11 protein-coding genes and 1 tRNA gene are annotated in these 14,288 nt (G+C 45.4%); 6 read left to right on the top strand and 6 right to left on the bottom strand.

The annotated features are described in order from the left end of the window. The first annotated feature begins 27 nt into the window (after nt 1–27). Together Q4Q57_RS17365 and parC are read left to right on the top strand one after the other, a co-directional pair. A complete protein-coding gene (locus tag Q4Q57_RS17365; RefSeq protein ID WP_311891526.1) occupies nt 28–1,200 on the top strand; it encodes a PQQ-dependent sugar dehydrogenase in 1,173 nt (390 codons plus the stop codon). Continuing rightward, entirely contained in the window at nt 1,193–3,469 is a 2,277-nt protein-coding gene (gene parC, locus Q4Q57_RS17370) for a DNA topoisomerase IV subunit A (protein ID WP_311891527.1), read from the top strand. Before Q4Q57_RS17365 ends, parC begins: the two co-directional genes overlap by 8 nt. A gap of 175 nt (nt 3,470–3,644) precedes the next feature. Here the strand turns inward: parC and Q4Q57_RS17375 are convergent, their stop codons facing one another. After that, nucleotides 3,645–4,742 (bottom strand): porin, encoded by a 1,098-nt coding sequence (locus tag Q4Q57_RS17375; protein WP_311891528.1) that lies wholly within the window; start codon nt 4,740–4,742, stop codon nt 3,645–3,647. 435 nt (nt 4,743–5,177) lie between these two features. Continuing rightward, nucleotides 5,178–6,242, bottom strand: coding sequence for a porin (locus Q4Q57_RS17380; RefSeq protein ID WP_071938617.1), 1,065 nt, complete (start codon nt 6,240–6,242; stop codon nt 5,178–5,180). A gap of 424 nt (nt 6,243–6,666) precedes the next feature. Between Q4Q57_RS17380 and tcdA the strand changes: the two genes are divergently transcribed. Continuing rightward, nucleotides 6,667–7,476, top strand: coding sequence for a tRNA cyclic N6-threonylcarbamoyladenosine(37) synthase TcdA (gene tcdA / locus Q4Q57_RS17385; RefSeq protein ID WP_220776173.1), 810 nt, complete (start codon nt 6,667–6,669; stop codon nt 7,474–7,476). Nucleotides 7,477–7,562: 86 nt separating this feature from the next. Here tcdA and Q4Q57_RS17390 read toward each other — a convergent pair whose 3' ends face one another. Further along, the gene (locus Q4Q57_RS17390; protein WP_311891529.1) at nt 7,563–9,194 is read right to left on the bottom strand and encodes an ATP-binding protein; all 1,632 of its coding nucleotides are present in this window, start codon (nt 9,192–9,194) and stop codon (nt 7,563–7,565) included. 168 nt (nt 9,195–9,362) lie between these two features. Between Q4Q57_RS17390 and Q4Q57_RS17395 the strand changes: the two genes are divergently transcribed. Next, nucleotides 9,363–9,974, top strand: a complete 612-nt coding sequence (locus Q4Q57_RS17395) for a superinfection exclusion B family protein (RefSeq protein ID WP_311891530.1) — start codon at nt 9,363–9,365, stop codon at nt 9,972–9,974. Between the two features lie 141 nt (nt 9,975–10,115). Here Q4Q57_RS17395 and Q4Q57_RS17400 read toward each other — a convergent pair whose 3' ends face one another. Then, nucleotides 10,116–10,247: a DUF3149 domain-containing protein gene (locus Q4Q57_RS17400; protein WP_006083014.1), complete on the bottom strand. Its 132-nt coding sequence runs from the start codon at nt 10,245–10,247 to the stop codon at nt 10,116–10,118. 314 nt (nt 10,248–10,561) lie between these two features. Between Q4Q57_RS17400 and Q4Q57_RS17405 the strand changes: the two genes are divergently transcribed. Then, nucleotides 10,562–12,151 (top strand): bacteriohemerythrin, encoded by a 1,590-nt coding sequence (locus tag Q4Q57_RS17405; RefSeq protein WP_311891531.1) that lies wholly within the window; start codon nt 10,562–10,564, stop codon nt 12,149–12,151. Nucleotides 12,152–12,297: 146 nt separating this feature from the next. Beyond that, a tRNA-Leu gene (locus tag Q4Q57_RS17410) sits at nt 12,298–12,384 on the top strand. Nucleotides 12,385–12,470: 86 nt separating this feature from the next. Here the strand turns inward: Q4Q57_RS17410 and modC are convergent. Together modC and modB are read right to left on the bottom strand one after the other, a co-directional pair. Beyond that, nucleotides 12,471–13,556 (bottom strand): molybdenum ABC transporter ATP-binding protein ModC, encoded by a 1,086-nt coding sequence (gene modC / locus Q4Q57_RS17415; RefSeq protein ID WP_311891532.1) that lies wholly within the window; start codon nt 13,554–13,556, stop codon nt 12,471–12,473. Then, nucleotides 13,550–14,287, bottom strand: coding sequence for a molybdate ABC transporter permease subunit (gene modB / locus Q4Q57_RS17420; RefSeq protein ID WP_311891533.1), 738 nt, complete (start codon nt 14,285–14,287; stop codon nt 13,550–13,552). The genes modC and modB overlap by 7 nt, the downstream gene beginning before the upstream one ends. Nucleotide 14,288 lies beyond the last annotated feature (1 nt).

Genomic DNA, 14,288 nt, shown 5'->3' on the forward strand with positions numbered 1-14,288 from the left:
TAAAACATAGGCATAAAGAAAATTACAATGTTGTGTATTAAAACTAATAATTATAATTGCTTAAAGGTGTTTTCTGCCGGTTTTACGCTCCTAGCGAGTGTAACGTTATTGTTCTGCAATAGCGCCTTTGCGGGGTCCCAATCGATCATGATTACCGTCGCTAAGGGGTTTGGCTTATCGCTATATGCCTCGGATATTGGCGATGCTAAGCAAATGGCGATGGGCGCGAATGGCACTTTATTTGTCGGCTCCCATAAGAGCGGCACAATTCATGCCTTAGTCGATAGCAATCAAGATGGCCGTGTCGATAAGCGCTACGTGATAGCCAAAGGGCTTGAATCACCCGATGCGATTGCATTTCACAATGGCGACTTATATGTCGCCACTGAAAATCAGGTAGTGCGCTTTGTTGATATTGAGCAAAGGTTGCGCCGCCCGAGTCGACCCAAAGAAATCTACAGTGACTTGCCTTACTCTGAGAAGAAGAGTTCTCGGTCAATTAATTTTGGCCCAGATGGCCGCTTATACGTGTCTATTGGTGCGCCTTGTAACGTCTGTGAAGCACCAGTGCCTTACAGCAGTATCATAGCCATCAATATCGATACTGGCGCGAGTGAGCAGATTGCGGCCGGTGTACGTGATGCGAGTGGGTTTGATTGGTCGCCGCTTGACGAAAAATTATGGTTTGCCGATCAAGGCCGAGATTGGATGGGGGATAACTTGCCACCCGATGAGATTAACCGCGTCGATGTGATAGGGAGTCATTATGGCTTCCCTTACTTACATGCCAGTACTGTGGTTGAGCCTGCCTATGAAAAGCCAAAAAATCTAAAAATTTCGCTACCAGTATATGAACTACCTGCCCATGTTGCACCCACAGGGCTTGCGTTTTATCGCGGCAGTCAATTTCCAAATATGTACCATAATCAGTTGTTTGTAGCCGAAAATGGCTCGTGGAATCGTTCGAGCAAAGTCGGTTACCAAGTGGTTATGCTCAAGATTGAAAACCAAAAAGTGGTGAGTCGTGAAACGGTTGTTAGTTTCCTTGACGGTGAGTTTCCCGTCGCTCGCCCCTTTGCGCTGTTATCGGCTGCCGACGGTGCTATGTACATCTCAGATGATTTAAAAGGTAACGTGTATCGTTTGTTCTATAAGGGCGATAGTACTGAAGAACCACAGGAACTAGAAGAAAATGAGTGACGCTATCAAGTTAAGTCTCGATGGAGTAGAGCAAATGCCGTTGCGGCGCTTTACCGAAGAGGCTTATCTGAACTATTCCATGTACGTCATTATGGACCGAGCCCTGCCACACATTGGTGATGGGCTTAAACCGGTACAGCGTCGAATTATTTATGCGATGAGTGAGTTAGGTTTATCGGCTCAATCTAAGCATAAAAAGTCGGCCCGTACGGTCGGTGACGTATTGGGTAAATACCATCCCCACGGCGATAGCGCCTGTTATGAGGCTATGGTATTGATGGCGCAGCCATTCTCCTATCGTTACCCGTTAGTCGATGGTCAAGGTAACTGGGGGGCACCCGATGATCCTAAGTCATTTGCGGCTATGCGTTACACCGAAGCGCGTTTATCCAAATTCTCTGAAGTGCTGCTCAGCGAGCTGGGGCAAGGCACGGTCGAGTGGGGCGCTAACTTTGATGGCACGTTAAAAGAGCCAAAAGTACTGCCTGCACGTTTACCGCATATTTTACTTAATGGGATTACCGGTATTGCCGTGGGTATGGCGACGGATATTCCGCCGCACAACGTCAGGGAATTAGTCTCAGCTTGCGTGGCATTGCTCGATGATCCTAAGCTTGAACTCGAGCAATTAATGGCCTTTGTGCCTGGGCCTGATTATCCAACGGAAGCCGAGATTATTACCCCGTCTGCCGATATTGCAAAGATTTATGAGTCGGGCCGTGGGTCATTAAGAGCGCGCGCGGTTTACACAGTCGATGGCGGTGAAATCATCATTACTGCGCTGCCGCACCAAGCCAGTAGTGGTAAAATTTTAGAGCAAATCGCCAGTCAAATGCAGGCGAAGAAATTACCTATGGTGGCCGATCTGAGGGATGAATCAGACCATGAAAGTCCCGTGCGTCTAGTGGTGGTGCCCCGTTCCAATCGTGTCGATTGCGATCAATTGATGGCGCACTTGTTTGCCACGACCGACTTAGAAAAAAGCTTTAGAGTTAACTTAAACGTGCTGGGTCTCGATGGCCGTCCACGGGTGAAGGGACTGAAAACCTTATTAACTGAGTGGTTAGAGTTTCGCGTTGACACGGTTAAACGTCGTTTGGAATACCGTTTAGATAAAGTCGTATCGCGGTTACACATACTCGAAGCTTTAATGATCGCTTTCCTCAATATTGATGAAGTGATTGAGATTATTCGTTTTCACGATGATCCTAAAACTGAGTTGATGGCCCGTTTTTCACTCAGTGATAAACAAGCTGAATCGATCCTCGAGTTAAAGTTACGTCATTTAGCTAAGTTAGAAGAATTTAAGATCACGGCCGAGCAGAATGAGCTTGAAGCTGAGCGCGAGAAACTTGAGCAGTTATTGGGCTCAGAGCGTCGCTTGAAGACCTTGATCAAGAAAGAATTAATTCAAGATGCGCAAACCTACGGTGATGATCGTCGTTCACCCATAGTGCAGCGCAACGAGTCTCGCGCCTTAACTGAGCAAGAATTAACGCCGACTGAGGCTGTGACAGTGGTCTTGTCTGAAAAAGGCTGGGTGCGTTGTGCTAAGGGCCACGATATCGATCCGTTATCGCTCTCCTATAAGTCTGGCGATCAATACCTGTGCAGTGCCATGGGGCGCAGTAATCAGGCGGCGGTGTTTATTGATTCGTCCGGGCGGGCATTTGCGACCGATAGCCATACTTTGCCTTCGGCACGTAGCCAAGGTGAACCTATTACGACTCGCTTCAATATGGCACCTGGCGAAACGATGCAGCATGTGTTGATGGGTGAGGAAGACCAGTGTTACCTGTTGGCAACTGACGCGGGTTACGGTTTTATTTGCTCGTACAATGATATGGTGTCGCGCAATAAGGCGGGTAAGGCCTTGCTGAGTTTGCCGACAAACGCTAAGTCATTAACGCCTAAGTTGATCGACCGCACTAAAGAAATGTCACTCTTGGCGATCACGAACGAAGGTCGAATGTTGTTGTTCTCGCTAGAAGCCTTACCGCAGTTATCTAAGGGGAAAGGCAACAAAATTATCGGTATCCCTACGGAAAGAGCCAAGAATCGTGAAGAGCTGATGACGCACTTACAATTAGTGCCGAGTGATACGCCAGTCACCTTGTGGGCGGGTAAACGCAAACTCACACTTAAGCCTAGCGATCTTGAGCATTATCGTGGTGAACGTGGTCGTCGTGGCGCTAAGTTGCCTAGAGGCTTACAACGTGTCGATAGCGTTGAATTAGGTGACGGCGGCGAGCCATTACCGAGCATTTAATATTTTGATGGACTCAATGCAATAAAGCATTGAAGACATAAATGAAAGCCACCTGAGTTTACTTGGGTGGCTTTTTTGTTTCTATCGCCTGAGTTTCGACCTTCATTCGATTTGAGACATAAAAAAACCTACTGTATCGCTACAGTAGGTTTTTAATTATCTCTGGGTTAAGAGATTAGAAGTCGTAACGTACGCCTACAGAGAATACGTTGTCATCTTGTAGATCAACTTTGTTACCAGCAACAACATGGTCACCGCGGTACATAGCATATTGGCCGTATACCATAGTTGATTTAGCTAAACGGTAGTCAGCACCTACGTTGAAGTTTTGTACGTTGATATCAGTGCCAGTTGTAGTCCTGTTCACTACATTGCCATTAACGGTTTCGGTATATTTGTTCACGTTTTTGTAGTAGTTACCGAAGCCAGCATCATCAACACCGTATTCAGCTTTCAGGTTTACGCCGTTCAGATCATAAGAAACGTTCACGAAGTAAGTATTGCCATCGATATCGCTATTCACAACGTTTTCTGATTGTTGGAATAAACCACCGACTTTGAATTGGCCTAATTTAACTTGAGCCACGCCACGGTACGCATCAATACCTGAAATACCTTTGTTATAGGCTACAGCGACATAGTAGTTCTGTTCTTTAAACTTGCTATCGCCTAAAGTCGCGCTTAATGCATATAAGCTTTCAGAAGTTTTTGCAGTCGTGTCGTTATCATCAAACAAATAAGTTGCGTTCAGTGTTACTAAGCCAGCGATTTTTGGCGAGTAGTACCACATACCATCAGCGCTACGAGTTTGGCCACTGATTAAACGGTCGATATCGGCGTTAGTGTTACCGAAAATATCCACACCGCCTTCGGCTTGTTTGAATACTGTGTCGTTACGACCCACTAACACAGTACCTGCGTTAGTTTTTAAACCTAAATAAGTATTACGCGCTTTAAATACATCACCCGTTGTTGATGTATTTTCAACTTGGAATTCCATTTGATAGATAGCTTCAAAGCCATCAGCAATCTTTTCTGAACCCTTTACACCTAACAGAGAAAAGTTGTTTTCTAAATATGTGCCAGCGTTATTTTCATCGGCATAGTTAGTGGTATCGATACCGTTAGTGCCGCCTTGTAGGGTAGCAGCAGTGTCAGTATGGGTTAAAGCAAGCTCTAAACGACCATAGAAGCTTGGGCCTTCGGCTAGCGCACCGAATGAAGCCAATGCCAATACTGATGCAACTGATGCAGAGATGAATGTCTTTTTCATGTTTTGTGCTCCCTCGAACCTAAGTTCTTTTCCATTTTTCATGGTTTTTGTGTGGTTTAACGCATTTGTCACCTGAGTCGGTAACAAAGTTGCCGCCGATTTTTACAGTTTTACGACTCGCAGGCTGTGGTGCAGATCATGTTTTTGGCTCTCCTTGTCCATATTCGGGCTATTTCTAGGATATTTCCTTATACCTTGACTGCAAATTTGCCTGAAAGCTGCAAAACTGTATTTTTCACTTACTACTTAAGTGGTAGATAAGGCGGATTGCCTTAGACAGTGGGTCGGCGAGGGTAACTGTAGCATATACTAATACTGTAGCAAGTCTGTCATATCGGCTGTGGATATGTGTTTGGGGACGATATCTAAGCAGAAAAAGCGGCCGGAGCCGCTTTTTTATCAAGAAATAACCTTGTGGTTAGTTGATTAATCTATTTAAAAATCAACGCGTAAACCAACAGTAAAGATGTTGTCATTCAGGTCTTGCTTCACATCAGCCAACATAAGATCGCCATCGAAGCGCGTGTAGTGACCATAGACCATAGTCTTAGTGCTCAGACGGTAATCGGCACCCACACTGAACTGTTGCAGGTCAACATCACGGACTTGTTCTAAGCCGCTGTTGTTTTGGTCACCGACATAACGGCTCACGTATTTACCTAAACCTGAGTCATCTTTGCCGTACATCATCTTCAATTTCAAGTCGCCAATTAAGTAGGCTGCGTTGACGAAGTAGGTATCACCTGAGAGATTGGCAAACTTATCATCCACATGTTCACTGTGTTGATATAAGGCACCTAAGATAACATCGCCGAATTTAGCTTGGGCCACACCACGGTAGGCTTCAACGTTATCAATACCATCACTATAGGCGGCAGCGACATAGTAGTTTTGTGCTTTAAAGGCTTTATCCCCTAAGGTGGCGCTCAGAGCATACATGTGATCTTTGCTGTACACCTCGTCGCCATTGCTATCCACTTGATCATAGTTATCGCTCATCAGATAGGTGGCATTAAGCGTCACCAGATCGGCAATTTTAGGTGAATAGTAAGAAATGCCATCGGCGGAGCGTGTTTGGCCTGCAACCAGTAAGTCGATATCGGCGTTGGTATTACCGAAAAGATCGAAGCTACCTTCAGCGGCTTTAAATACGGTGTCGTTACGGCCCACTAAGGCAGTACCAGCCGCACTTCTGATACCAAGGAAAGTATTACGGGCGTTGAACGTCTTGTTTGAGTTATCAAAGTTTTCGACGCCAAATTCCATTTGATAAATGATGTCAAAATAGGGGCTGACAGCTTCAGAACCTTTTACGCCTAACCATGAGAAGTTGTTTTCAAGGACAGTGCCGTCCTTTTGGTTCTGAGTTGCGTAACCTGTGTCTGAGTTGGTAATAGCAAGATCAGCATGACCATAGAATTCAGGGCCATCGGCGAGTGCTGTGAATGAATAGAGTGTGAGGCTAGAAATAATGGCCGTAGTCAGCAGAGTCTTTTTCATCTTCATTTTCCTGTGCTTATCGCTGTTATATGCATGGATAACTTAAGTATCTATGCATGCTGTTGAGCTTTTGTGTGGCAAAGTCTGCACAGACTTTCAGCAATAAAGTGTGATCTGGATCAAGTTTCATATAAAGAGCTGTTTATTCAACATATTGTTTTACAAGTAAAATACAGCTTTTATTATGTTGATTACCGAGTTGTTCGGTCATGCATTATGAGTCTTTGCATTTATTACGCTTGCATGGCAATCGTATCTCTTTGCATCTGGCGTTATGTGTCTGCGGATCTGATTTCGATTTATGTCCAGATCGTTTAGAATCCACCGCACATTTCTGGTGTTGCTATTAAGCTGCCCTGTTGGCATCCATTCGATGCTAGGGCAAGCGCTCCTGCTGTTATTGGGTAATATAAGGTAAGTATTTATGACTGAGGCCTATCTAAATCGATTTGGCGGAATTGGCCGTTTGTATGGACAAAAGGCTCTGGCTAAATTTGCCACATCCCACGTGGTGGTGATTGGTATTGGTGGCGTAGGTACTTGGGCGGCAGAGGCCTTAGCGCGAAGCGGCATCGGACAGATAAGCTTGATGGATTTAGACGATATCTGTGTCACTAACACTAACCGTCAAATTCACGCGCTCAGTTCCACTATCGGCAGCTCTAAAGTCGCTGTGATGGCGCAGCGGATCCGTGAGATTAATCCTGATTGCCAAGTGAATGAAATAGAAGATTTTATTACATTGGATAATTTAGGCGAGTATTTGCTCGGGGCTAAAGAGGGCGGCAACATTGATTATGTTATTGATTGTATTGATGCCGTTAAGCAAAAGGCTGCGTTAATTGCCTGGTGTAAACGTCAAAAAATCAAGATTGTTACGGTAGGCGGTGCGGGTGGGCAGACAGATCCGACTCAAATTCAGTTAACAGATCTCGCTAAAACTTACCAAGATCCTTTGTTAGCCAAAGTGCGCAATATTTTGCGCCGTGAATATAACTTCTCTAAAAACGTGCAACGCCGCTTTGCTATTGATGCGGTTTTTTCCAGTGAGCAGTTAGTGTATCCGCAAGCCGATGGCTCTGTTTGTGGTACTAAAGCCGCGGCCGATGGCAGCATGAGAATGGATTGTGCGTCGGGTTTTGGTGCTGTCACTATGGTCACTGGGACATTTGGTTTTGTGGCGGCAAGTCGAGTATTAGCGCGTTTGGCACTACAGGCTCAAGAAACGTTTTAAAGGGTTAAGGTTTTTCTACCCATGATTTCACCGCTCGTATGAGCGGTGAGTATCACTTCAATATTGGTCATTCCACTGCATTATATCTAGATATAAAAATCGTGTTGGACACTGGGGACCGTAGGCTCACATTGAGTGTACGGAAATTTGATATCAAATTGCGGGCCACCAAGTGTTGAGTCTGCGCGATAACTCATAGTGCCTTTCAACAGCGTGGCGGCATTAAAGGCTGCTGATAATCCTAAGCCCGTGCCGCCTTTATTACGATTGGTGGTGAAAAATGGCTCGAACATGTGTTCAGCGACATCGGCTGGAATTTCTAAACCATTATTTTGGATGCTAATTAGAATCGAATCTTCATCCACTGTGGCGCTGATGTGGATAAGATTATCTTCGCGTCCATGGAAAGCATGGGTAAAGGCGTTCGACAGAATATTGCTAACAATCTGATTCAATAAGCTGATATTGGTTTGAATATTGAGTGTGGGTTCTACGCTGATTTCAGTAACGGCGTTGACATGCGGATGCATAATCAATGTTGACTCCAAAATCTCGTGGAGTTGCTGACTTAAGTTACAAGGTTGGTGTTCTTCATGACTGCGATCGATAGCGATCGTCTTAAATTTTTGGATCAAACTACTGGCTTTGGTGATATTGCGGACTATGAGTTCACAGCTTTCTTGATACTCATTAAGGATCTCATTGATTTCGTCTAAGGTGGCTTGATCGCTGTGGATCAGGTCGATCAGCTCTTCAATATGGCTCAGCTGCGCACTCGCCGCCGTCAAACAAATGCCAATCGGTGTGTTGATCTCGTGGGCAACCCCCGACACCAATCCTCCCAAGGCCGCCATTTTCTCTTGCTCAACCAGCACTTGTTGCGCCCGTTTTAGCGCGCTAAGGGATTGTTCTAACTCTATGGTTCTCTCTTTAACTTGCCTGGCGAGTTCTTCTTTATAGCTACGTTCGAGCTTGAGTAGCCGCTCTCTGTCTTCCAGGGCCGTTTGCAGTTCAGTCTTAGATTTCTTTAAGGCGCCAAAGGAGCTTCTCAGTTGCACTTGCATGCTATTGATGGAGTCGGCGACTTGTTTGAACTCATCAATTTTTTCTTGGCGGGCAAATTGCAGTGGCTCGTATTCGTGATCTAGGTCGATATTTTTACAGTATTGGCTGAGTTTATCTAAGTGTTTGGTGATATTGAACCATACTAAAAACAGAATAAATCCAGCAACTAAGAAGGTTTTTATTCCGTTAGAGAGCAAAATGATAATAGCTTTATCATACAAGCGCTGATAGATGGCATCGACATCGACTTGTATTTCAAGTGTACCGACATTAATGCTCTCGGTCGGGGATTTATAAACTAGCGGGAAGGTTTTATCTAAGGAGTGTTCTTGCTTTTGCTCGCCTGCATTCCATGCTTGGCCGCTGTCATCTTTAATCGAAATGTAGTTAATATCGGGCAACTGAATTAAGCCATTGAGCTGAGTGTTAATCAGCCGCTCGTCAATCACCCAAATACTGGCGGCGAGCACATCTAAATTCACTTTTTCCATATTGGAAAACACTCTGTCGATACGCACAACGTCATTGCGATAATCACTGATCAATTGATACGCAGTGGTGATTAAGGTGATAACAGAGCTAAAAAGTACAATAGACAAGGTCAGGTGCCTGCCTATGGGACTTTTGATAAGTTGGCTAAAGAATGTCAGCATCTTAAATTTTCTTTATGCAATAGCGGCTTGAGATGCTTATAAGCATAGACCTACAGATCCAGAAAGTGCATTTTCTCGCAGATAAAATCAATGAAATATGTCTTCATTTGTGGCATTAAATTTGCTTATTAGCCAATAAGTTCAATTTTTTGTCACTGGGATAGCACTATGTTTAAACTCAAGCTGGATTCAGTTAAGTTTTTTAGCCCGAAGAAAATGATGTTTAGAGTCATGCTGTGGCTAATGGTGAGTTGTACTGTCTTACTCCTTATTCCTCCTAATGCGTTGGCAGTGCTGGCGCTCGATAAATTTGTGCCCGAACATGCTCATTTTGTTGGATTAGGTCTAATCATCTCTATCGCCTATTTTTTGAGTCAGCTGATTAACTTAGGCTTAGATGAATCAATTCGTCATTTAAGTGATAAGCGCGTTATTGAGACGATTGAAGCTAAAGTGAAGTTGCTTGATCCCGCTGAGCGGGCGTTAGTCAGAGAGTTTTTTCTTCAGGGCGCCACGATTTTGACTCTGCCGCAAAATGAGCCTGCCGTAAAAAGTTTATTGAATGCCTGTATCTTAGAAAAGCTAGGTAACGAGCGCCATTATGCGATTCAGGGACCGACAGCCGATTATAAGATTGCTATGAAGGCTCGCATGTACCTCAACCGCGATGTGCTGCGTTTACCTGCGGGTGAGCCGAGCCAAGAGGAAATGCAGTCGTTGATTAAGGCACGTCCGCAGTTTTTAAATGGTCTAGTACAAAACAGAAAACACGCCGCATAGGCGTGTTTTGCCTCGCTCGCATGAGTGCTGGCTTAGGTAAGTTGCAGTAATCGGAAAAGTGAGATAACAAAAAATGGGGGTGATAAAAACCCCCTAGATTTTGCATTTATACAAGAACATGAAGAACAACTGGAGCAAAAACTATTGTTTCGGTGCCGACTTCACAATGAACATCCAAGTGATATAGGACACTATCCCTATTGTGCTAAAGATAACGATCATTGAAAGTAAGCCTATGGGGTTACCAAACATTAGATCTAACCAAAATGCCATGACTGAAATCCTCTTTCCTGTGAAGTCCTCTCTAAATTAGCGATATTCGATAGCCAAAATACTGATCTCGATCAATAAAAAATCGACATAGGAATACAAAGCGATAACTCTTAGTTAACTCTGTGATCTTGGTCAAGTTTAAGGCTATGCTTAACAGTGATGAGTTCAAATAACTTGGCTTTGTTTCATCTTCTGTTAGCGTCTAGGATTAACCTACTCAATGAGTTCGTTATTTATTTAGTTAACGCGCATTCCATCTATTCGCCCTTGTTTAATATGAATGCGGCAATATCAGTTTTTTAAAGGAGTAAAAAATGGATTCTAATAAAAGTCGTAAGGATTCAATGGGATATAATTCTATCTTTGCGCCACTGCTGTTGCTGATTTATCCACTCTATTGTTTAGTTGCCACAGGGCACTTTGTCGCCATCCTGTGTTTAAGCGCGCTCGCCTGCATTTTAATTTTCAACATCAATAAATTAATTCGCAATTTAAGGCAGCTTGAGCGCGCCGCCCATCATTTAGGCGAAGGGGATTTAAGTTATCAATTAGAAGAGAAAGATGCGGGCATCTTCATTAAGGTTGTGCATAGCATTAATCGTATGGGCGAGGATGTCAGCCGCACCATTTTATCTTTGTCTGATACCTGCGAAGGCATGAAAAAAGTCGCCTCAGATATTAAGGTCATCAGTGAGCAGGCCAAACAAGGTGTGTTAGAGCAAGAGCATCAAACTGAACTGGCCGCCAGTGCGATGACGCAAATGGTTTCAAGCGTGCAAGCTGTGTCGCAAAATGCAGTCAGTGCGGCGAAAGCTGCCGACATTGCCCAAAGTTCTGCTAAGCATGGCGACCAAATCATGAATGGTATAGTCATTAAAATTGGCGCTATGTCAGAGCAGATCCATAGCACTCGAACCGTGATTGAGCACTTGGCCGCCGACAGCAACAATATCAGTAGCATTATCGAAACCATTTCGCAGGTGGCCGAGCAAACCAACTTGCTCGCCTTAAACGCTGCCATTGAAAGTGCGAGAGCTGGCGAGCATGGTCGCGGCTTTGCCGTTGTCGCCGATGAAGTGCGTAATCTCGCTAAGCGGACATCTGAAGCCACGGTTGAAATCCAACAACAAATCGCCGCCTTACAAAAAGGTGCACAACATGGTGTTGAAGTCATGTTGAAAAACGTGGCTATTGCCGACGAAACGGCTGATATGGTTGATCAAGCCCACAGTGCACTCGGGCAGATTGTCGCTCAGGTGGAGACCATTACCGATATGTCCCATCAAATCGCCACGGCATCGGGGCAACAACACACTGTTGCTGAAGAGATTAATAAAAATATCACTGTGATGGCAGAACTCGCGCTGAGTAATGCATCTCACACCAACAACACTAACCTATCGAGCTTGAAAGTGTATAACATGTCGCAGGAAATCGGCTCCTTGTTGCATCGATTCCATGTGAATGCGGCTTTCTTTAATTCGACTCAGGCACAACATAAACTGTTTGTGAAATGGGGGCCTGAATTAGACATAGGGATGCCAGAGATCAATCGTCAACATCAGCGCTTAGTCTCATTGATCAATGAATTACATCGTACATTAAATGAAGACTATGGGCTCGAAGCCATCAAACGTATCGTGCAAGGGCTGGTGGATTACACCGCCAACCACTTTGCCTATGAAGAAGAGCTCTTTGCCCGCTTTGGCTACCCACAAACTGACAGTCATAAGGAAAAACACGGCAAGTTAGTCGGGCAAGTACTTGATTTTCAAAAGCGGGTTGTAAAAGGGGAAGATGTTGCCGACGAATTAATGACTTTCTTGAAGGCTTGGTTGGTTAACCATATCCAAAAAAGTGATAAAGAATATACCGCCTTTTTGTTATCCCATGGCGCAGAATAACCCCAAGAGCATGATTTTTGAGCGGTTAAATGCAATTTGTATTAAAGTCGCGGCAAAAGACTTGCCATTGTCATGGGCAAAGGTATAATTCCCAGCACTTAGAGACAGCCAGTTGTTTTGATTGCTTCTAAGTGCATATTTGATATGCCAGTGTGGTGAAATCGGTAGACACAGGGGATTCAAAATCCCCCGCCCTTAAAAGCGTGCCAGTTCGAGTCTGGCCACTGGTACCAAATCCTTCTTATGAAGGAACTAAACCGACCTAGCGTCGGTTTTTTTGTGCCTGAAATTTGGTTTTTGCTCGGTGCTTTAGGGTGAGCTAGTGGGATTCGGCGATATCCATTTGCGTCATAGTCACGCCTTTGATTTGTGCATAAATCGCTTTTCCATGAGTGAGTTGCAGTTCATCGCAGGCCCATGGGGTGATGTTGGCCCAAAGTTCATCACGGCCTAGGGCGATTTTTAATTGGATTTGCTCACCATTATCGCTGGGGTATAAGTCTTTAATTTCTCCCTTCAATAGGTTACGGATACTCGATCCTTTGGGGATCTCAGTGCAAACCGAGACATGGTTTGCCTGAATACGCACTTTGAGTTTCTTTGTCGTTTCAGCCAGATAGCCGCTTACCCATAGATGGTTACCATCATCCATCACGAGTCGCGTCATGGGGTAGTCGGGATGTCTGTCGGCAACCTTTGCACTGAGGAGTGAGCTGAGCTCCTGCAATGGCACCCAAGGGCGCATTTGCTCACTATTCCACACTTCACTTAAGGCGCCTTGGGCGATCAATTTTCCCTGATGCAGCACCAGCATATAATCCGCCAGTTGTAAGATCTCATCTAAGCTGTGGCTCACATACACAATCGGCAGTTTTAGTTCCTGCGATAAGGTTTGCAGGTAGGGCAGTAACTCGCGTTTACGGGGTAAATCGAGTGACGCCAGCGGCTCATCCATCAACAGCATGTCGGGCGATGTTAGCAGGGCACGGCCAATGGCAACCCGTTGTTTTTCTCCGCCCGATAGCGTGCTGGGATACCGACTGAGCAGTTTTTCAATTCCCAGTAACTGCACAATTTTATCGAATAACACTGGGTTGGCTTTACGCACACCATAGTTGAGATTGCCCTTCACGCTGTAGTGCGGGAACAGTCGTGCTTCTTGAAATACATAGCCAATTTGGCGCTTCTCTGGGGGAAGGTTCACTTTGCCTTGCTGATAAAGCAGTTTGTCACCGAGGCGGATTTCACCGTTATCTGGGGTCGAAAGCCCGCCGAGCAGGTTCACGATCGAGGTTTTACCCGCACCCGAGCGGCCAAAAACGGCTGTCACGCCTTGCAATGGCAATTGGGTATCGACTTTTAGTTGCAGTTGTCCGAGCCGTTTTTCAATATTGATTGTTAACATACGCTTGCCGTCCTCTGCAGGGCTTTTTTACTCAGCCATTGGGAAGCGAGTAAAGACGCGAGCGCGATCACTATCGAGATAATGCACAGGCGCATGGCCTGATATTCGGCCCCTGGGGTTTCAATAAAAGAGTACATGGCGAGCGGAATCGTACGGGTTTCACCGGGGATATTAGAAACGAAGGTAATGGTCGAACCAAATTCCCCTAGGCTGCGGGCAAAGGCGATAATCATGCCCGACACTATCCCAGGAGAGGTAAGCGGCAGTGTGATGGTGAGAAATACCCGCCATCGACTGCTACCTAACGTGCGTGCGGCCTGCTCGAGTCGAATATCAACGGTTTCAAAGGATTGGCGTATGGCTCTGACCATCAGCGGGAAAGATACTATCGCCGCGGCGAGGGCCGCCCCGCGCCAACTAAAGCTAAAACTGATGCCAAACCAATTATATAACCACTGGCCGATAAAACCTTGGCGGCCCATGCTGATCAGCAGGAGGTAACCCACTACCACGGGCGGTAACACCAGTGGTAGATGGAGCACACTGTCGAATATTGCCTTGCCAGGAAACTCGACTCTGGCCAGCAACCAAGCGCATAAAATGCCCAAGGGTAAACTGGCGATAACGGCAACGGATGACACCTTTAAGCTGAGCAGCAGTGCGGCAATTTCATAGTCGCTTAAAAGAGAGCCACTTAGCAGAGAGCCGCTTAACAAAGAACCACTCAGCACC

Source organism: Shewanella sp. SP2S2-6, from assembly GCF_031931965.1.
Classification (GTDB): Bacteria; Pseudomonadota; Gammaproteobacteria; order Enterobacterales; family Shewanellaceae; genus Shewanella; species Shewanella baltica.